At 38.3% G+C, this 21,459-nt stretch carries 17 protein-coding genes and 1 other annotated feature; of the genes, 2 read left to right on the plus strand and 15 right to left on the minus strand.

The features are described 5' to 3' along the window. Positions 1–12: 12 nt before the first annotated feature. The gene (argS, locus tag AC3ANV_RS26350; protein ID WP_488311504.1) at positions 13–1,707 is read right to left on the minus strand and encodes an arginine--tRNA ligase; all 1,695 of its coding nucleotides are present in this window, start codon (positions 1,705–1,707) and stop codon (positions 13–15) included. A 96-nt stretch (positions 1,708–1,803) separates the two neighbouring features. Beyond that, positions 1,804–2,010: a binding site (T-box leader), on the minus strand. A gap of 110 nt (positions 2,011–2,120) precedes the next feature. Here argS and AC3ANV_RS26355 point away from each other — a divergent pair. Together AC3ANV_RS26355 and AC3ANV_RS26360 are read left to right on the plus strand one after the other, a co-directional pair. Then, a complete protein-coding gene (locus AC3ANV_RS26355) occupies positions 2,121–2,375 on the plus strand; it encodes an alpha/beta-type small acid-soluble spore protein (protein WP_488311505.1) in 255 nt (84 codons plus the stop codon). A 132-nt stretch (positions 2,376–2,507) separates the two neighbouring features. Then, positions 2,508–2,777 carry a hypothetical protein gene (locus AC3ANV_RS26360; RefSeq protein WP_488311506.1) on the plus strand — a complete coding sequence of 90 codons (270 nt, stop codon included), beginning with the start codon at positions 2,508–2,510 and terminating at the stop codon, positions 2,775–2,777. Positions 2,778–2,816: 39 nt separating this feature from the next. Here the strand turns inward: AC3ANV_RS26360 and AC3ANV_RS26365 are convergent, their stop codons facing one another. From AC3ANV_RS26365 to AC3ANV_RS26430, 14 genes are all read right to left on the minus strand, one after another. Continuing rightward, positions 2,817–5,153 carry a YhgE/Pip family protein gene (locus AC3ANV_RS26365; RefSeq protein WP_488311507.1) on the minus strand — a complete coding sequence of 779 codons (2,337 nt, stop codon included), beginning with the start codon at positions 5,151–5,153 and terminating at the stop codon, positions 2,817–2,819. Positions 5,154–5,229: 76 nt separating this feature from the next. Beyond that, a complete protein-coding gene (locus AC3ANV_RS26370) occupies positions 5,230–5,802 on the minus strand; it encodes a TetR/AcrR family transcriptional regulator (protein ID WP_488311508.1) in 573 nt (190 codons plus the stop codon). Positions 5,803–6,009: 207 nt separating this feature from the next. After that, entirely contained in the window at positions 6,010–7,134 is a 1,125-nt protein-coding gene (locus AC3ANV_RS26375) for a Gfo/Idh/MocA family protein (protein ID WP_488311509.1), read from the minus strand. 90 nt (positions 7,135–7,224) lie between these two features. Then, entirely contained in the window at positions 7,225–8,703 is a 1,479-nt protein-coding gene (locus tag AC3ANV_RS26380; protein ID WP_488311510.1) for a glycoside hydrolase family 32 protein, read from the minus strand. Continuing rightward, positions 8,696–9,688: a carbohydrate kinase family protein gene (locus tag AC3ANV_RS26385; protein ID WP_488311511.1), complete on the minus strand. Its 993-nt coding sequence runs from the start codon at positions 9,686–9,688 to the stop codon at positions 8,696–8,698. Before AC3ANV_RS26385 ends, AC3ANV_RS26380 begins: the two co-directional genes overlap by 8 nt. A gap of 124 nt (positions 9,689–9,812) precedes the next feature. Next, entirely contained in the window at positions 9,813–11,438 is a 1,626-nt protein-coding gene (locus AC3ANV_RS26390; RefSeq protein WP_488311512.1) for an ABC transporter substrate-binding protein, read from the minus strand. Positions 11,439–11,478: 40 nt separating this feature from the next. Next, positions 11,479–12,363, minus strand: coding sequence for a carbohydrate ABC transporter permease (locus tag AC3ANV_RS26395; RefSeq protein ID WP_488311513.1), 885 nt, complete (start codon positions 12,361–12,363; stop codon positions 11,479–11,481). A 23-nt stretch (positions 12,364–12,386) separates the two neighbouring features. Then, positions 12,387–13,268, minus strand: coding sequence for an ABC transporter permease (locus AC3ANV_RS26400; protein ID WP_488314343.1), 882 nt, complete (start codon positions 13,266–13,268; stop codon positions 12,387–12,389). A 316-nt stretch (positions 13,269–13,584) separates the two neighbouring features. Continuing rightward, a complete protein-coding gene (locus AC3ANV_RS26405; protein ID WP_488311514.1) occupies positions 13,585–14,622 on the minus strand; it encodes a LacI family DNA-binding transcriptional regulator in 1,038 nt (345 codons plus the stop codon). A gap of 374 nt (positions 14,623–14,996) precedes the next feature. Beyond that, positions 14,997–16,154, minus strand: a complete 1,158-nt coding sequence (locus AC3ANV_RS26410) for a mannitol-1-phosphate 5-dehydrogenase (RefSeq protein ID WP_488311515.1) — start codon at positions 16,152–16,154, stop codon at positions 14,997–14,999. Position 16,155: 1 nt separating this feature from the next. Beyond that, entirely contained in the window at positions 16,156–16,593 is a 438-nt protein-coding gene (locus AC3ANV_RS26415) for a PTS mannitol transporter subunit IIA (RefSeq protein ID WP_488311516.1), read from the minus strand. A 2-nt stretch (positions 16,594–16,595) separates the two neighbouring features. Continuing rightward, positions 16,596–18,719 (minus strand): BglG family transcription antiterminator, encoded by a 2,124-nt coding sequence (locus tag AC3ANV_RS26420; protein WP_488311517.1) that lies wholly within the window; start codon positions 18,717–18,719, stop codon positions 16,596–16,598. 443 nt (positions 18,720–19,162) lie between these two features. Next, on the minus strand, positions 19,163–20,584 hold the full coding sequence (locus tag AC3ANV_RS26425) for a PTS mannitol transporter subunit IIBC (RefSeq protein ID WP_488311518.1): 1,422 nt from the start codon (positions 20,582–20,584) through the stop codon (positions 19,163–19,165). A 178-nt stretch (positions 20,585–20,762) separates the two neighbouring features. Further along, positions 20,763–21,446: a potassium channel family protein gene (locus AC3ANV_RS26430; protein WP_488311519.1), complete on the minus strand. Its 684-nt coding sequence runs from the start codon at positions 21,444–21,446 to the stop codon at positions 20,763–20,765. Positions 21,447–21,459: the final 13 nt, after the last annotated feature.

Here is a 21,459-nt window from a genome sequence, read left to right on the forward strand (position 1 = left end):
AATAATACGCTTCTACATTTCCTCAGGAGCTTCCAGCCCGAGTAATCGTAAGCCTTCTTTAAGGACGATTGTTACGGAGGCTACCAGCGCTAATCTTGCTTGTTGGTCAGCATTTTCTTCAAGTATTTTTACTTCACCATAGTATTTATTAAAAGATTGGGCAAGGTCGACAACATACTTTGCGATCTGTGATGGATCCAGATTCTCAAACGCTCTTTTAACGGCATTAGGGAACTCCATTAATAAACTGATTACCTTCCATTCCTTTTCCCAAGAACAATGATTTATTTCTGCCGGTAGATCAGCTTGCCATTGGCCTTTTCGTAAAATGGAACATGCTCTCGCAAACGTATATTGTACGTACGGACCTGTTTCCCCTTCAAATCGAAGCATTTCTTCAAGAGAAAATTCAATATCATTCATTCGATAGTTTTTTAGGTCATGGAAAATGACGGCACCAACTCCAACTAGTTTCGCAACAGTGTCTTTGTTAGCAAGGAGCGGGTTTTTTTCTTCAATATTTTGGCGTGCCATTGAGATGGACTCATTAAGCACTTCCTCCAGTAAAATAACCTTCCCTTTTCTCGTCGACATTTTCTTTCCGTCTTTAAGCATCATTCCAAATGGGACATGTACCATTTGGCGGGCCCATCCGTAACCCATTTTATCCAAAACGGAGATTAGCTGTTTAAAATGCAGGCTTTGTTCATGCCCAACAACGTATAAGGATTTCTTAAAGTCGTAGTTTTCCTTCCGATAGATGGCCGCTGCTAAATCACGGGTTGCATAAAGGGTGGCTCCATCCGATTTTTTTATTAGACATGGCGGCAGCTGCTCTTCTGTCAACTCAACGACTAAGGCTTGATCAGATTCCACCAGCAATTGTTTTTCCTCCAGGAGTTTAACAACGGGGTCCATTTTATCATTATAGAAGGCTTCCCCTGCAAATGAGTCAAATTGAACGTTCATTAACTCATAAATTCTTGAAAACTCTTTTAATGACTCATCCCGAAACCATTGCCAAAGCTTGAATGCTTCTGCATCTCCATCCTCCAGCCTTTTAAACCATTTTCGGCCCTCTTCAATAAGGGATGGATCTGCTTCCGCTTCTTCATGAAATTTGATATATAGTGCCAACAATTCTTTAATAGGATTATTTCTTACTCGATCCGAATCTCCCCAAAGCTTATAAGCGGTGATCAGCTTCCCGAATTGCGTCCCCCAGTCACCCAGATGGTTAATCTTTATCGGGTTATAGTCACATTTTTCCGCAATTAATGCTAAGGAGTTGCCGATAACAGTCGAACGCAAATGCCCCATCGAAAAAGGCTTGGCAATATTAGGAGACGACATATCAATCGTTACCTTACCGCCTTCTCCTAATTCAAGAGCACCATAGCTTTCTTTTTGCTGAATGATTTCAGCTATCAATTCTTTGGCAACCGTCTGTTTGTTTAAAAATACATTCACGTAGGCACCAATGACTTCTATTTTTTCAAAAATGGGTGACTTAATCTTTTCACTTAGTAGTTGGGCAATTACATTTGGCGATTTTCTCTGTGTTTTGGCTAAGGAATAGCATGGAAAGGCTAAATCTCCATGCACCTCGCTTTTTGGCTTTTCAATCAGCAGTTCTAATTCACCAGCGGGGATTTCACTATCCAGTGCCGCAAAAAACAGTGCTGCAAGTTCCTTTTTAAAATTCATTTTTTAGACCTCCTTTTTTTTGCAGAAAAGCTCACAATTCTCAAAGATTAAACTTTTTATAAATTTTCAACGAAACAAAAAACTCCCGCCTCTATATAAAGAGACGAGAGTTAACCCGCGGTACCACTCTAATTGTTCAAAAGAACCGGCTTACTTTGTTAACGGAGCATTCTCCGGCATACCCTACAATTTTCAGGCAGGCATCTCAAAAGTGCGCTTCATTATCCGCTCTGTATCAGGCTCCCACCACCCCTGACTCGCTTGCACCTCACAGATAACTACTCTCTTTTTCATTGATTTTTTCCGAATTGATTATCAGTTATTATACTGGATAAAAAAGGATTTATCCAGAGGCAGTTTATTTTTTTTATTTTTTAAAATGGGGAAATCATAATGGTAAAGGAGGATTTACTATGTCCAGAAGAAACAAAATACTTATCCCTGAAGCGAGAAGAGGATTGGATGAGCTAAAAGCAAAGGTTGCAAATGTTCAAAATCCTGAGGATGCGAAGTTTGAAGCAGCAGAAGAAACCGGTGTTCCATTGAAAAAAGGGTACAATGGGCAGCTGACCTCCGAACAGGCAGGAAAAGTCGGCGGAAGGCTGGGCGGAAGTATGGTCCGCGAGCTTGTGAAAATGGCACAGGAGAATTTAAGTAAGCGAACATAACAAAAAACTCGGGTATTATACCCGAGTTTTTATCTAACATCAACTTTCGACTATTTAATTTTTAGAATTTTAAAAAAGATTTGACAAAATCGTGACAATTGATAGAATATTCAGTATAAGGAGTTGGTAACGATGAAAGAAAAACAGTTAAAAACCCTACTTAACTTTAAAAAGGCATCTACGTTTGGAATTAGCCTCGGAATTATGATTTTTTTATTCGGCCTTTTTGTAAACGTTTACAACCAGGGTTATTTCCTCTCCACATTAGGCATCGGAATCATAATTGCCTCCATGACTGTTTTCGGTTTTGGAATGTTTTTAAGTCTTATGGAGGATTATACGGTTAACAGCAAAAGTAATGTTACTACGAAAGCAAAAGTGTTTGCTTTCATTAAAAAGTAAAAGCAAAGAGCTGCCTCCAACCGGAGATAGCTCTTTATTTTACTGATATTGCAGATGATTTTGACGCTTGAATTTAACCATAAAGAATGTAAGTGTTGCAGAGAGGAAAGCAACAAAGAAAATGGCTATATAGGTCATGTTTTCCCATAAAAAGCTAAAATCCCCTGTTGAAATAATGGCTCTAAATCCGGCAATCGTATAAGTCATTGGCAAGAAATGATTCATTTTCTGTAAAATCTTTGGAACTAATTCTATTGGATACGTTCCCGCACTGCTTGTTAATTGCAGGATTAAAATAATAACCCCTAAGAAACGGCCGGGATTATCAAGAACAGTAACCAGGAATTGAATAATCGCTAAAAACGTCCAGCTTGCAAAAATACTTAACATAATAAAATATGGAACACTTTTCACGACTAATCCGAGTCCTTGCAGGAGTACAACGTCAGCCAATAGCGCCTGACCAATACCGACTGTTAACAAAATGCCAAATTTACCTGCAAACCAGCCAAAGCCACTTTTCGGCGTTGTCGCCGGTTCAAGCATTGGAAAGATAATTGAAAGCATCAGTGCTCCGACAAACAAGCTTAGCGATAAGAAATAAGGGGTAAAGCCGGTACCATAGTCGGGAACTTGATTCATCCGGTCCTCTTTTAAATTAACCGGCTTCGCGAACATATTATAGACACTCTTATTCGCTTTGACATCATTTACATCGTTCGCACCCTTATTCAGCTCTGTGCTTAACTCCTTCGAGCCATCTGATAATTTTCCCATTCCGCTTGTCAATTGTGACGAACCATCAGCTAGACGATCCATTCCATTCTTTAAGTCAGCATTTCCCTTAGAAAGTTTGTCTGTGCCAGCTGCTAATTGCGTCGAACCTAGCGCAAGCTTTTCAGTGCCATCCTGAAGCAGCACAGATCCTGATGCTAATTGGTTTAAACCTGAAGTTAAGCTGCTGCTTCCGCCTGTTATTTGGCTAAAGCCCTTCTCAGCCTCGTTAAGCTTGGAAGCAAAGACACCTAAACCTTGCGTTAGCTGCACCTGCCCGCCTGTAAGCTGTTTCGCACCGGCAGAAAGTTGGTTAACGCCGGCTGCCAATTGACTTTGACCTTGATTTAGTTGACCTGCTCCTGCTGCTAATTGATCTGCTCCTTGTTTTAAAAGGCCTGCATTATCTGATAATGCTGCTACGCCGCCGGAAACCTTCCGGCTGCCTTCCGATAACTGTTGCAAGCTTGCTTCCAAGCTTTCAAGCCTTGCTTTTTCAATAGGATCAGCAGTACCGTCAGCCATTGCACTAACCTGGTCAGCTACTTGCTGAATTCCTTGGCTTACTTTGTCAGCCCCGGTTTTAGTGTCCCATGCTCCTTGTTTCCATTTCTCGATGGAGGATGCAAGCTGACCCATATTATCTGCCAGCTGCTTGGAGCCATTTTGAAGATCCGGCAGCTTTGCCGCTGCTGAATCTAATCCTTCCGATAATTGCTTGGAACCGGCTTCTGTTTTCTTTGCTCCATCTAACAATTGGGCATTGCCTTCCTTCATTTGTCCAAGCCCTGTTCCAAACTGCTGCAGACCACTTTGAACTTGTTTAGAGCCGGTAGAAGCAGCTACTACCCCTTGTGAAAACGCTACTGATTTCTCGGCAAGAAGCGCAAGATTTTGTTGAATTTGCTTGGCACCCGAATCAACGGATTTGGCCCCTTTACTTAAGTCAGAGGCGCCGCTTTTTGCCGTACTAATCCCTGAATCTAAATCTCCTGCGCCATTTCTTGCTTGATCAATACCATCATAAAGATCACCGGCACCATTACTTGCTTTGTCTAATCCTTTTGCAACATCTTTAATATTAGTAAACATTGATTCTGCATAAGTCTCCGTAACCGTGCCGGCCACTTCATCCTTAATTTTAGTAACTGCTGAATCGCCAATTTTTGAAGATAAGTAATTAAACCCTTCATTTGGGGTATAAATCAGATTTAATTTTTTTGGTTGATCACTTTGTAAGGTTGTTGCATTTTTGGAAAAATCCTTTGGAATTTCAATTTTTATATAATACTCCTGTTTTTCCAGCCCTTTATTTGCCTGCTTCTCACTGACAAATTGCCAATCAAAGCTTTTCTTCTTTTTCAAATTCTTCACTAAATCATTACCAATCTCTAATCTTTTGCCATTATATACAGCTCCTTGGTCTTGATTGACAATGGCTACCGGCATTCTGTCCACATGGCCATATGGATCCCAAAATGCCCATAAGAACGTTCCGCTATAAAGAAGCGGAATCGTCATTACCCCGATAACCGCAATAAGCAGCTTACGATTACGGAGGACCCCTAAAAATTCACTTTTCAATGATGCTAATGCTTTCATGTGTTTTCCTCCTCTTAGTTCACCCGAATGACCGACTTTCCCAATCGGTCATTTTTCTTTTAAAAAAGAAGAATCATCAATGCGATAATCCTTTTAATAAGAATACTTTCATTATTTCTGCGATTTGTTCTGAACTCAATGGTTGATGATTTTTTTCCCAATCGGAAACGAGTGCAATATACATTTTAAGAAGCAGGAAGCTGGTTATTTCAATGTTAGCTACTGGGATTGCACCTTTGGCCATTGCGGTTTCAATTTTCTTTTTTATATATGCAATAATTTCATCCTCAATGTGTTGAAGCATTTCAGATACAGCTAAGGTCCCCATTTCTCTTTCTTCTTGGATTAATTTAATCATTAGCTGGTGCTGTGAGCGAAATTCCAATAACCGATAAAGGGCGCGATGGACATTTTCGGTAAAGGTCAATTCCGGTTGAATCACACTTTCAGCTTCAGCAATCATTTCCTTTACCATCGTAGAAATGATTTCTTCAAAGAGCTCTTCTTTATTTTTAAAAAAAGTATAAATGGTCCCTTTCCCAACATTCGCAAGCTTTGCTACTTGATCCATTGTTGTCGCTTTATAGCCAAACATTGAAAAGGACTTGGTCGAGGCCTCTATAATCATCTTTCTTCTGTTAGTTGCCATTTTGACCCCCTTTTGACCGTTTTAGTTTTTCGGTCAGTTATTGGACTTTTCGAGTATAACACAGCTTTGTTTCGGGTTCAACATAATTAATGTTTTCAGTATTGTTAATAAAATATTCATTTTTTTATTTTTCTAAGTCAAATCAGGCAGAAAAGGAGAGCTTTGATTTTGCTCTCCTTTTCATGAAATACGCAATTAATATTAATTTCATCTCTCAATTGACAGTGACTTCATCTCTTCAAGAACTGTATCTTCATAGGCATGTTTATTACCCTTAATAATATCTTGAACTTTAACCGGCTGACCTATTGTTGCCGATTCAAGAGCAGCAAATACAACTCCTAAAGCTTCTAGTCCTCTCTCAGCACTTGAAATAGGTGCCTTATTTTCAGCAATTGCTTCCCATAATTCCACATAGGAATGGGCGAAGGGATGATCAACGATATTAGAGGCATATCGCTCGATTAATTCAGGCATTAGAATCTTTTTTCCATCTTCGAGCGTTATATGTTGTCCCGGGCGAAAGCATCCTTTATTCCCATAAATCCACACACCTGCAGTTCTTTCACCATGTGCTGACGTTGCACACATCCAATGACCAAGTCCGCCATTTTTAAATTTGAAAACGGTAACCGCCGTATCTTCTCCAGTTGGATTGAGTGTCATTTTTCCATTACTTAATTCTTTTTCAAAGATTTCAGTATAGGCAAAAACCTCATCAATCGGGCCGTTTATTTCTGTAAAGAAATGTGTTCTATGAACACCATGATCATTGATCCATCCTGCTCCCGCTTTACCTTTCATATGCCTCCAAGGCGTATCGGCGAAAAACCCCCGATTTAAAGTAACAGTGGCATAGTCCATTATTAAAGATACAGAACCAATCACGCCGTCTTTTATGGCATTGGCTATCGCAACATTTTCTGCCCCTAACACACTTGGTTCAGATAGCGTTAATACTCGGTTATATTTCTTCGCATCAGCTACCATTTTCCGGCCAAAAGAAGGAGAAATCGCCAAGGGCTTTTGCATTTGTACATGAACCCCTGCAGCAAAGCAATCTTCTGCTACTGTATGATGTATGTCATGATTAATTAAAATAGACACTGTATCCATTTGCTCTTTCTCTAACATCACACGATAATCTGTATATACAGCTGGGCGTTTATCCAAACGTTTTTCCACTTCTGAGGCAAAATGTTCAACTCTTTCCTGCTGAATGTCACAAACAGCTGACAATTCAAATGTTTCTAGTCCTTTTCTCTTTAACTCCTCCAAGCCTTCAACATGTGCCATTGAAATAACACCACAACCAATAAAACCTAATCTCATCGAAACCTCTTCCTTATTCCTATAAAAATAGGGACTACCTTCTAATTTTACAATTTGCGCTAAAACTAGTAGGTGTCCCCAAAATAAATGTCAGCTATGAATTGACTCTAATTGATAAATCACTAATGATACTAATTTCACATTTCCATCCTTTATATATAAATCTAACCCTTGACTCATAGGGTTAGGGAAAATTTGATCCGTAATCGCCAATTCTCCATCGTTTCCAAAAATCTCAACTGAAGACCAGTCTACAAAAATTCGCATTTTAATTCGATTATTCTTCGCAGACAATGGTGCTCCATGCTTACAAGGGAAAAATTTATTAAAATCAGTTACACCTGAGTTACATCGATCGATAAATAAAGATTTCTCAGCGGCATCATAGCCGATAATCGTTTCCTCATTAGCTGATTTTCTAACTTTAAAACCAAATTCGGTTGCTGATCCAAGTTCAAATTCGGCAATAATTTCTACCATATCTCCCGAAACATCGGTTAAAATATTGCTCTCTGGTACAAGCGTGAGCTCCTCCCAAGAATATTTTTCCTGTCTGATTTTTTCAAATTCAGTCACCGGAGTCTGAACAAGCCTTACCCCATAAGCACTATCAACTAATTTCAATTCACGCGGCAGCGTCATAGCACTTCTCCAAGCATCGGTTGGTGTTTCATTTGCATATTTCCAATTACTCATCCAGCCAAGAAAAAGACGGCGGCCATCCTCATTCGGGATATCTGACCACGTGACACCGGCATAATTATCTCTTCCGTGGTCAAGCCAAAGTACTGTGTCATGTGGATTTCCATTTGTGAACTTTGTACCATCAAAATCACCGATGAAATACTGCGTTCTTGAACCTTCTGTATATGCTGATTCATTCCCAATACTAACAATCATTACCCACTTATGATGGCTGTTATTTCCATCAACCGGCAATTTAAACAAATCCGGACATTCCCAAACACCCTCATGGGAACCGGCATCAATCCCAAATTCACTTGCAAACGACCAGGTTTTTAGATCCGGAGAGGTATAAATCCTGACATGGTCACCAGCCGCAAGAATCATAATCCACTTGTTTGTTTCCCCATACCAAAACACCTTTGGATCACGGAAGTCTGTAATACTTTCCTCTACTAATACAGGGTTTCCTTTATACTTAGTCCAGGTTCGTCCATGATCCGTACTATATGCAAGACTTTGCCGCTGTCTAGGACGATCTGAACCAGGATATTGATCTGCATGCGTGAAAATAGCCGCAAGCCCTGAGCCGCCATTAAAAAAACCTGTAGAATCATTCCAATCTACAACAGCACTTCCGGAAAAAATAGCTCCATACTCATCCGGTGCCAGTGCGATAGGGAGGTGGTCCCAATGAATTAAATCCGTGCTTACAGCATGCCCCCAATGCATCGGTCCCCATGTCGTACCGAAAGGATGATACTGATAAAACAGGTGGTATTCACCGGCATAATAAACCATTCCATTTGGATCATTCATCCAATTCGATTGCGGTGTAAAATGAAACTGCGGACGAAATTTTTCTTTAACATCAATTTTATTCATTGAGACATAATCCCCTTTTAACACAATTTGTCTTATTATAGAGTGCAAGAATTTCTTCAATAGACGGCATTGCAGGAATGGCACCTTTTTCGGTTGTGGCAAGAGCTCCTACCGCATTAGCAAAAGACACCATTTGGTCAACATCGTTCAAAGATAAATTAGAAAAATCACTATTTCTTTCAATAATTTGATATAAAATTCCCGCCAAAAAGGCATCCCCTGCACCGGTTGTGTCGATTGCCTCTACCACATATCCACTGCATTTACCTACCGAATGACCTAACCGATAAAAACACCCTTCGGATCCTAACGTTACTAAAACTAGTTTTGTATGAAAATGATCATATATATATTCCGAGCCCTTATTAAGGTCCTTCGTTCCCGAAATAAACTCAAGTTCTTCTTCAGATATTTTCAAAACGTCAGCAAATTTCATACCGACTTCAATCATGTTCTTTGCGTGATTCAAATCGCTCCAAAGATCTACTCTCAAATTTGGATCAAAAGAGATAAGGAGGCCATTTTCTTTGGCAGTTGTTACGGCTTTAATAGTTGATGAAGCAGAAGGTTCATGCGTCATTGATATCGAGCCGAAGTGGAAAACTCGAGAATTTTCTATAATCTCTAAATTTACTTCTCTCTCATTTAACATCATATCTGCTCCGGGATTACGGTAAAAACTGAAGGAACGATCTCCCTGATCATCTAAATGGACAAAAGCCAATGTTGTATTCGTGTCTTTAGAAAACACTACACCCTTAGTGTCGATGTTATATTTCTGTAATACCGAATTTAAATAATGACCAAACTGATCATTGCCTACCTTACCGATAAAAGCCGTTTTCTTGCCTAACTTGGCTAATGCAGAAAGCACATTTGCCGGAGCTCCTCCCGGATTTCTTTCAAATCGAACTTCCACATTTTCTGATTTTCCTGCCGGAGTGAAATCAATTAATACTTCACCCAGCGCTACAACATCATACATAAACTCCCTCACCTAACATTTCAAAAGTTAAAGTCCTGTTTCCCGATTCTGGAAAACAAACCGAACAGAAACGATTTTCTGTTCGGGTTTGTAAAGAAATTTTAGACATATTTATTCCAACCATTTATTTTCCTGAATTATACTTATCATAAGCTTGTTGTTTGATTGTAAGGATTTTTGAAAGGCCATCTTTGTCCAATGTTTTTACATAATCATTCCATTGTGATTCAATGCCGCCTTTTAAGATCCATTCCGCTTTCTTTCTTTCTACATATGGCTTTACTACTGCCTCAAGCTGTGTTAATTGATCTTGATTATCCTTATCCAGGAAAAGCGGCGGATAATTATAAGTTGCTTTCATAAACGGGACATATGTTTTATGCAAAACATCAAGTCTCCAAGCAGCGTCGTCCGGCTTAGTGGTTACGGTTCCATAGTATTCATTTAAGACAGCCAAAGGTCCATCTACATTTGTTTTCTGTCTTAATTCACCGGGAGCGGCTGTTCCGAGTGGTAAATGTTTAAGAGAACCGTTGCTTGTCAGTTCGAAAATGTTTTGTTGTTTTTTGTCGCCATACGTACCCCAGTTATTTTGTACGGATTGAACCGGCACATATAATTTATCAATCCACTTAGCGGTTAATTCAAGGTTCTGGTTTGCACTTGTAATGACCATTCTGCCTCTGTCAAATCCATAACCATTCGTACGTGGAACATTTACCGTTCCGTCCGGCCCTTTTAATGGAGGCAGTGGAACGTAGTCTTCATTATTCCCCGTAATATTGGCTCTGTCCCAAGTAAAATATAATCCATAACGGTAATTCTTACCTTTCGCTACATACGTATTCCAATCTTGAGTAAATGCCTCTTTATCGATTAATCCTTCTTGTTGCAGTTGGTGAAGCCATTCGATTCCCTTTTTATAACCTTCTTGATTTGCTGTGTAAACTACTTTCTTATCTTCTGAAACCATATAATGGTCATAGTTATCACCTAATCCAAAGGCTCCCAGGAGCATGGCAGGATCTTCACCGCCATGATTAATCATGAAGGACATTGGAATGACATCTTTTCCATCCGGTTTCTTTTCTTTAAAAGCAATAAGGACTTTTTCCAACTCATCTGTAGTGGTAGGCATTTTTAATCCTAACTCATCGAGCCATTTCTTATTAATCCAAGGAATATCATCTAATGCTTGAATCGCTTGTTTACCTGTACCAAGTTCCTCAATCCACGGGAATGAATAAATATGTCCGTCGGAAGCTGTTATCAACTTTCTATATTCGGGATGAGTATCAAGGACTTTTTTAAAATTTGGCATGTCTTTTTCGATTAAATTCTCTACCGGAACAATTACTCCTTGTTTCGCATACCGCAAGATATCATTATCTGTTAAGGCCGCATGAAAAATAGCATCAGGAAGATCTCCACTTGCAAGCTCTAAATTTCTTTTATCTCCGAATTGATCCCACGTATAATTAGTCCATTCAATATGAACATTTGTATCCTTTTCAAACCTTTGCCATATTAATTTATCATTAGGGTTTTTTGGTGCTAACGGTGAGCTCTGCGTAAGGAATTTTAACGTTTCCTTCTTTTTTAAAGGTAATTCTACATTTTTAAGTTTATAACCCGGTGATGAATTTGCTCCTTTTGCACCACCGGCTGAGCTCGAAGCTGAATTAGAACATCCCGCTACCAGTAAACTTGCAGCCAATGCAGCTGATACTAAATAACTCATTTTTCTCATTTAAAAAACACCCCTAAAATAGTTTTTTTGATTCTACTTCTTATCCTTTAATAGAACCTACCATTACTCCTTTTTCAAAGTACTTTTGGAAGAAAGGATAGATCAAAATTAATGGCAAACTTGAGATAACAATACTGGCATACTTAACCATTTCCGCTATCTGTTGTAGCTGTGCTGCATTTTGTGCATCTTGAATCATTCCGGGTCTAGGCTGCATCTGTACTAGAATGGATCTGAGCACAATCTGTAACGGCTGCAAATTATCACTTTTAAGATAGATCATGGCATCAAAATAGGAGTTCCACTGACCAACAAATTGATATAATACTAAAACGGCTATGATAGGTTTACTTAGCGGTAATAATATCTTAAAGAAATACTGCATTTCTGAGGTCCCATCCACTATGGCTGCTTCTCTTAATTCATCGGGAATTCCCTGAAAATAGGCTCTTGCCAATATAATGTTCCAAACATTCACAGCTCCGGGTATTAAAATTGCCCAAATGGTATCCAACATATTTAAATTTTTTACTAAAAGATATGTTGGGATTAATCCGCCCCCGAAGAACATGGTGATGATGAAAATTGTCATAATAACTTTTCTGCCGACAAAATCCTTTCTCGATAATGGATAAGCAGCCAATAAAGTTATCGAAACCGAAATAATAGAAAAAGCAGTTGAATAAAATAATGAATTTCTAAAGCCTGTTAATATCGATCCATCTTTAAAAACCCGTACATAACCTTGTATTGTCCATTTAGAAGGATTAAAGGTTAAACCACTGTTTAATAACGTATTAGGGTTTGTAAACGATGCCATTATGACATAGATTAATGGTCCCAAAATAGCAAGAACAATTAATGTCATAACAATACCATTTGTAGTTAAAATCACTTTATCTGTCTTCGTTTGGTGCTTAAACATTCTGTTCACCCCGTTTCTTAGATTTATAATCCTTCTCCTTCGTTTAACCGTTTTACTATCTTGTTAACAGTTAAAAGTAAAATGACATTAATAACAGCGTTAAATAAGCCAATGGCCGTTGAATAGCCGTAATCGCCCATTTGCAAACCTATTTTAAAGACATAGGTTGGTAGAATTTCTGAAGTAGGAATATTCATCGAGGTTTGCAATAAATAGGCTTTTTCAAAACCTAAACTCATAATATTTCCGGCAGCTAAAATAAACTGAATGACCATAATCGGTTTAATTGTTGGCAAATCGATATGAATGATTTGCTTGATGATGTTAGCTCCATCTATTCTTGCCGCATCAATCAGGTCTTGGCTGACGTTTGAGAGTGCTGCCAAGTAGACAACAGATGCCCAACCGGCAAATTGCCAAATATCACTAATAATATAAATCGATCTGAAATAACCCGGTTCTGTCATAAAATCTATCGTCTTACCACCGAAAAAGCTTATGATATGATTAATCGGTCCAACGGGAGATAAGATGATATAGACGATCCCTACGACAACGACAACAGAGATAAAATTGGGTGCATACAAAATTAATTGAATGTTTTTCTTTAGTGCAACAGTTTTAATTCTATGAATCATTAGGGCTATAATAATTGGTACCGGAAAGCCAAATAACAACCCGAATACACTTAATTTCAAGGTATTACTTAATAGATTTATAAAATCAGGGGTGCTTATAAATTTTTCAAAATTCTTCAACCCGATCCAAGGACTATCCATAATACCTTGTATAGGATTAAAATCCTTGAAAGCGATAATTGCACCGTACATTGGTACGTATTTAAAAATAATAATTAAGACCAGTGCCGGAAGTACAAAAAGATATAATTGATAATTATCTTTCATATACTTTAGTTTTTTTGCAGTCTTAGCAGCCAACGCTTCTTTCTTTAACTCGCTCTGATTGTTCTCCAATTTTTGGTATACCTGCTCCACAAAAGTTCCTCCTTTTTTCAAAACTAACTAAACGAGATTAAGACATCGTTTACATTAATCTCGCCTTCCAATCTGCTAAATTGCCTCAAGAAATCGTTTTCTTGATTTTCTAAAAAAATTTGTATTCCAGCTACAAGAAATCGATTTCTTATCATTTTAAAAAAATAGTAGTATTGCAAAAATAAAGAAACGGTTATTCAATAATTTTGTAATACTACTAAAAATTTCATGGTAATCTTAATGGTGTTTTCGTTTTAATTGTGGATTCCCGGATTATTAACTCCAAAGGATATTCATAGTTCTCAAACTTCAAAGGAGTACCATCATTAATTTTTTCAATAAGGACCTGTACAGCCTTCTCCGCAATTAAATCAACGGGTTGGTCTACTGTCGTAAGGCTCGGTTCAATAATGCTGGCAATCGGCTGGTTATCAAAACCAATTACAGCAAGATCATTCGGTACATTCCAACCAAACTTCTTTGCTTCAGTAATAATTCCCGCAGCAACTTCATCACTTCCGGTAAATACGGCGGACGGCGGTTCCGTCATATTGCGGATTTGATAAAAAATAATTTTACCATCTTCAAAACCGGAGCCTGTTTTCAACGCTTCGCTATTAAAATAATACTTTTGGTCAAATGAGAGATTAAACTCTTGTAATGCCTTTAAATATCCCTCTTTTCTTTGCACTCCTGTTTTGCTGTCTTCACCATCTATACAATACGCGATTCTTGTATGGCCTTGTTCCAGTAAGTGTTTCGTGGCTATGTATCCGCCATAAATTTGATCAGGCGTGATTACAGGAACAGTTGCATTATTAGCTGCTTCATTGCACAAAACGATCGGACCGGATTCAAGGTAAGGCTCAACCACATTCCAATTATTACGAATGGCCGCAAAGATAATTCCATCGACTTGTTTCGTTTTAAGGAATTTTAAGTAATTCAATTCTTGTTCATACTGATACCTTGATTGGCAAATAAGCAGTTGATACCCTTGTTTTTCAGCTTCGATAGCCATTGTTTGCACAAGCCGGCCAAAGAATGCGTTTCCAACTTCAGGTACAACAACAGCTATATTACCTGTCCGCTGATTCCTCAAATTCCGTGCCGTTAAATTGGGCACAAAGTTTAATTCTTCCATTGCTTTCTTCACTTTGATTCTGTTTACCTCAGATACTGTTGACAATCCATTCATTACACGGGAAACTGTCGCTTTTGATACCCCTGCAAGCTTGGCAACATGTTCAATGGTTGCAGTCATCTCCAGCCCCCTCACTTCAAGAAATCGTTTTCTTGAACTAATCATACACCCTTACCTATAACCTAGTCAATCACGAAAATTTACGAATCATCTAAAATATTTCAAATTCCTTCAAAACGGTCCATTTCCTTTCTCTTTTATTTAGGCTCTTTTCGTAAACTTTGTTGCTTTTGAAGCTTAATAAAGTTCATTTACTAAGTTTCTAGGCAATTTTCGCAAATGTTCCTTACGAGAAGATGCCACGAAGCTTCTAATTATACGAGTTGATAAACTTATACGAAAAACAACAATATGCGAAAATAGCCTTTATTTAAAACAATAAAAAAGTAACAATCTTAACCTGTTTGATGGTGTAGGATTGTTACTTTTTTTCTCTATTTATTTTTTTTCAACTGATTGTATTGCTCAACAATACCTTTAAACAATGGTGAGGTTTCATCCAGCTGTGTATACTTGCTAATAGCCGCTTCCAATCCTTGTTCATGAATGGTTGTCCGGACTTGCACAGCTTCTTCATCACTATGAAAATCGTACAATAGTGCAGCAGCAATCCCTTTCATTAAAAAGACGGGCTCTTTTCCGACAACGTCAATATATTGTCTGGCAGGGCTAATGAGGCGGTCATTAAACCCAAGCTTACGGATAGGTGAACGCCCTACCCTCGTTACTTCATCAATAATATAGGCATTTGAGAAACGCCCGATAATCTTTTGAATATAGTTGCTGTGCTCCCCTTGATCGAAGCCGTATTTTCCTATTAAGAATTCACCGCTTTCATGAAGCGCACCTTCAACCAATTCGCGAATTTGCTGATTTCCCATCGCACTATTAATCGTTTCAATACCAACATAATAACCAAAATAGGCTGCCAAAGCATGACCTGTATTAACGGTAAATAATTTCCGTTCAATATACGGCACTAATTCCTGTACATACGTAATACCTTTAACAGGCGGTTTTACTCCGACGATCTTCGGTTCTTCCACAACCCACTCATAAAAAGGTTCCACTTTAACCATTAATTTGTCTTCATTGACCTGATTCGGAACAATGCGGTCAACAGCAGAGTCAGGAAAACCAAATTGCCGGTCAAACTGTCGGATTTCATCAGCTGATAACTTTTCATAAATCTTCTCTTTTAATAAAAAACTTCCGCCGATCATATTTTCACAAGCAATAATAGTAAGCGGATGATCTGTTTGTTCAATACGCTTCCTTAATCCATCTGCAATCAATTTAGCGATTAGCGGAAGGATATTAGGTCCGATGGCTGTTGTGACAAGATCCGCTTTAGCAATTGCCTCGATAACCTGTTCAGGATTGGAGGCGCTATTAATAGCTCTTACGTTTTTAATAATGACTTCTTCTTGAGATGGTTCTGCCAATACGACCCGATATTCTTTTTTCTCATTCAGTAAATTCACAATTTCACTATTTACATCTACGAAACATGTTTCATAACCTGAATGGTATAATAAATTCCCAATAAAACCGCGACCGATATTTCCAGCACCAAAGTGTACGGCTAACAAATTAGTTCACTCCTTCAAAGATTGCTAGAATCTCATCCGCTGTTTTTGCATTTACTAATCTTTCAATATTTTCTTCTTCAGAGCAGACAATCGCAATATTGGACAAAATATCAAGATGTTCATTATTTTTACCGGCAATTCCGATTAACAGCTTAACGATGTTTCCGGCTCCGAAGTCTACCCCTTGTGGAACTTGAACAAATGAGATTCCCGATTCTTTAACCATTTCTTTTGAATCCTCTGTACCATGTGGAATGGCGACAAAATTGCCCATGTAGGTAGAAGTCAATTCTTCTCTTTCTAGCATTTTTCCGATATAGCTAGATTCTACGTATCCTTTTTCGACTAGGATGCTGCCGGTTAATTTAATCGCTTCTTCTTTTGATCCTACAAATGCATTTAAGATAATATTTTCTTTCGTTAAAATGGATTGAGACATGTTTATACACTCCTTATTTCCTGTATTTTCTCTGTGAAAAATTGATCAAATCTTGATGTAAGAAAGGCTGTTATTTTTTCTTGGTCATTGGATTGAAAAAAAGATATGCTATCTTCACTTTCAATTAGCAACGAGCTCAAAAAACTTAATATTTCCAGCGTTTTTTCAGATGCTTCCGTCGGTGCCAACAGCAAAACTAACTGGTTCATATCCATTAAAGTGTTATCCATTCCCCTTACTTCCAATGGATGCTGTAGCGTATAGATTGTAAAAGAAGGTATAAGAACATTTACCGATCGGGCATGGTATAAAGCCATTCCTGTACCCGGAATGCCTAATCCCCCTAACCGTTCTCTCTCTATTATCGAACGATAAACCGCATCCATATCATTGATATATTGACGATTGAATAACTCTTGGCAAGCTTGAATTAAGATTTCTTCAGTTGTCGCATTTACATCCGCTTCTTTAATGGCAAATCCATGCAGAATCGTAGAAATCGTTCCAGATAATTCTTGGATGTCATTCATTTCCGTCACAAGCTTATGGGTGCTCTTTAAACTCTCAGCAACCTTAAATACTAGTTGATGCTTTTTTTCGAACCCATTTTTGTTCAATGTTTCAGCGATAAATACGCGGATTTTTTCAATTTCATCTTTATTTAAGATCGGACTTACCAAAATATAATTTGTATGAAAATTAGGGATTGGGATTGTTGAGATGACTAAATGGTAATCACTTGTCCTCATTTTCTTAAATTCCATTACCGATACATTTTGAATTTGTGTCAGTTCGGGAAACTCCTTTTGCAATCTAGTTGCAAGCATCTTAGACGTCCCAATTCCACTGGAGCAAACCACTAAGGCTTTAAGATAACCGATTTCCTTATTTCCCAGAACGGCAGCACCAAAATGCATAACAAGATATCCTACTTCCTCATCAGGAACGTTAAACTCATGGAATACGTGTTCAACCGCTTCCTTAACAACGGAAAAAAGCTCAGCATAGTCGGTTTTAATTTTTTCCAACAACGGGTTGCTTATGCCCATATTTTGCTTAATACGGTAAATAGCAGGTTTTAAATGCATTAGTAAGTCTTCAAATAATGAACGATTACCGGTCAAATCTCTACCTAATACGTTTCCAACATACTCTATCAGATTCTTTGTTTTCATCCCGGCCTGTAAACTGGATGCTTCAATCACATATTCATTATCATGGCGCAGTTTCGCACCCTTTAGATGCATTGTAATATAACCGATCTCAGCTTCAGGAATCTTAATTTGAAAAATCTGTTCTAGTTGCTCAACAATCTTTTTAGCAAATAAATATTCCTTTGTAGTTTTTTGATCTTCAAGATAGGAAGGATCAATTGTAATTCCTTCCCCTTTTTGGATTCTTTCAACTGCCAGCGCCAAGTGGACGACTAGACCAATATACGCACTATCGGCCATCGAAAAAGGCAGACCCTGACTAATTGATTCAATCACATCTTCAACAATAAGCAGTTTTTTCTTTTCAACTAAGCCTAAGAGCCTTTCGGATACTGTATTGATTTGCTGATTGGATCTCTTTTGAATATTTTCTTTAGCTAGTGAAAGAATTTCCGATTCATCAAGATACTCCGATATCAAGCTCCTCATTGCTCTTCTTTTTGCGCCCTCAGAACCTTCAATTTCAACTCCGTATCCTCTTCTTCGGGTCAGGGACAACCCAAATGTTTGCAGGCTCTCTTCTAATTTCGTTAAATCATTACTAACTGTTGCAATCGTAACATTAAGGTCATTAGCCAGGCCAAGCAGCTTTACCGGCCCATTTGACTCCAATAAACTACACAAAATCATGGTTTGCCGTTCATCAGGTGTATATTCGGTATGATAGAGATTATATAAAAACAATTCAAGCTCCCTGATTTTGCTTTTCTCACCTGTAACCTGAATACCGACACCGGATTTTTTTTGTAAGGTAAGCTCATATTCTTCCAGTATGTCTTCTACATTCTTCAAATCTCGATGAACGGTTCTGCCGCTCACGCCTATTTTGTCTGCGAGGTCTTTTACGGTCAACTCATTTGCTTCGGTTAGTAAGATTTCAAGAATTTGTCTTTCCCTTGCAGAAATATACATAGATCTCACTCCGTTAAAAGATTTCTGACCATCGTCCTCCAATCATATGATGTTGCCAAAATTTAAATTTCATACTCACATTTTAATAGTAAAACGTTATATACCTTTATACAATAAGACGAAAATCGAAATTAGTCATCTTACTTGTTGCCAAAATTTAAAAAGCACAAGCGTCCGTTTAGCGAAGTCCATAAGCCGCCGGGCGCCGGATAATCCTCAAACATTCTTTTCTTGTAAAGGCTATTTTCGCATAGATTGTTGTTTTTCGTATAAGTTTCTCAACCCGTATAATTAGAAGCTTCGTGGCATCTTTTCGTAAGAACATTTGCGAAAATTGCCTAGAAACTTAGTAAATGAACTTTATTAAGCTTCAAAAGCAACAAAGTTTACGAAAAGAGCCCTTGTAAAAAAGAATCCGGCAATTTACCGGATTCTTTCCTAAATTAACTGGTTTTTAAACCATTTACTAATTCATCATACTTAGGACTGTTTAAGAAGTTTTCAACAGAAATATGGGTAGCATTTGGAAGCTTTGCTTTTGCTCTGTCCGTTAAATCCTTATGAGTAACAACAACATCAGCATCATTAGGCAAATTATTAATAGCTGTGTTAATAACGGTGATATCTAATCCTGCCTTTTTCACTTTATTTCTTAAAATGGATGCACCCATGGCACTGGAACCCATTCCTGCATCACAGGCAAACACAATTTTGTTCACTTTATCGGGATTAATTGCTGCTTGAGCGTTATTTAACACGGCAGTAACCGTGCTCTTCTTCCCTTTCATCTCTTCCATCTTTTCTGTGGCAGAGGTTAAATCCTCTTCTTGAGCTTTACTGGTTTTTAAAATTAACGATGCGACAGCGAATGATACAACTGCTGCTACGGCAACCCCCGAAAGGTTAGCAAGATAACTGCCTTTTGGTGTCATAGCGAGATAGGCAAAAATACTTCCAGGTGATGGAGCTGCTACAAGACCTGCATGGAAAACAGTGAATGTGAAAGTACCGCTTACGCCCCCTGCCATTACTGCTAGTATAAGCATTGGTTTCATTAAAATATATGGGAAGTAAATTTCATGGATACCACCAAAGAAGTGAATGATAGCAGCACCGGGTGCTGTTTGTTTTGCTGTTCCTTTACCAAATAGCATGTAGGCAAGCAGGATTCCTAATCCGGGACCAGGGTTTGATTCCAACATGAAAAGGATTGATTTTCCTGCATGTGTTGCTTGCTCAACGCCTAATGGGCTTAAAATCCCATGGTTAATGGCATTATTCAAGAATAGGACTTTCGCCGGTTCAATAAATAAGTTTGCTAATGGTAAGACATGGTGATTAACAATAAATTGTACTCCTGAAGCTAAAGTCTTACTTAATGCTTCAACAACCGGTCCAACCCCTTTAAATGCTATTAATGTTAAAGCACCACCGATAATTCCTGCAGAGAAGTTATTGACAAGCATTTCAAATCCGGCTTTGATTTTTCCATGAATGAGTTTATCAAAGCCTTTAATTGCAAAGCCGCCGATAGGTCCCATGATCATGGCTCCAAGGAACATCGGAATATCTGTACCTACGATCACACCCATTGTCGCTACGGCACCAACGACACCGCCGCGAATATCATAAACCATTCTACCGCCGGTAAACCCTATCAATAGCGGTAAAAGATACGTGATCATTGGACCTACCAGTTTAGCCAGCCCTGCATTTGGTAACCAGCCTGTTGGAATAAATAAAGCAGTGATAAGTCCCCAAGCAATAAAGGCACCGATATTCGGCATTACCATACCGCTTAAATAACTGCCAAACTTTTGTATTTTAACTTTGACATCTTTGTTGTCTTTTGCTGTCCCGTTCATTTTTTATTTCCCCCTCCAACTTATTTGTTGAACTTTCTATCTTAATAGTAAAGCGTTTACAGCACCGATTCAATTCATACAAAAATGCATTTTGTCATCGGGATTGTTGCCAACATTTAAAATGGGGACCAGACCCGTCCTGATTGTATAAAATAAAGCAGTCCGTATAGAACTGCTTTTAACCATTTTCTGTAATAGTAAAATAATGAATTTGGAACTTTTGCAAGTCTTCCGTTTCCCCAACAACAAAGATGGAATCATCTGCCTGAAAGGTTTCGACGGCACTTGGAGATATTATTGGGGAGGGATGGTTTTTTCTATTAATTAAAAGAACGGTTACATTAAATTTGTTTCTTAAATCAAGTGTTCGCAAGGTTTTATTGATAAAAGCGGGAGGAATTTCTATTTCAATTCCATTACAATTGGGAGAAAGTTTGACATATTCCTTTAAACCGGGCATGACCAGTTGCTTTGCTGTACGAACACCCGCTTCTTCTTCAGGATAAATGACACAATCAGCGCCGACAAATTGGGATAGAATTTCTCCTTTGAACCGTTCATTGGATTTAACAATAATTTGCCGACAATTCCTTCTTTTTAATTTTGCAATAATAATAATAGATGACTCAAAAGATGCTGCAGTAGAAACAATCACAGCATGAAAATCATTGACATTGATTTCATCCAGAATAAGATCCTCAGTCGCGTCCCCTTCTACCGTGTAATTTGCATATTCTTGTATTCCTTCTAATGCAGAAGCTTTCTTATCACAGCCGACGACGTCATGCCCAAGTGTATACAGTTCTTTGAGAACAGTACTTCCGAATCTTCCCAATCCTATGACTAAAAATCTTTTTCGCAATTTATCCCCACTC

The organism is Neobacillus sp. DFD-2R (genome assembly GCF_057747865.1).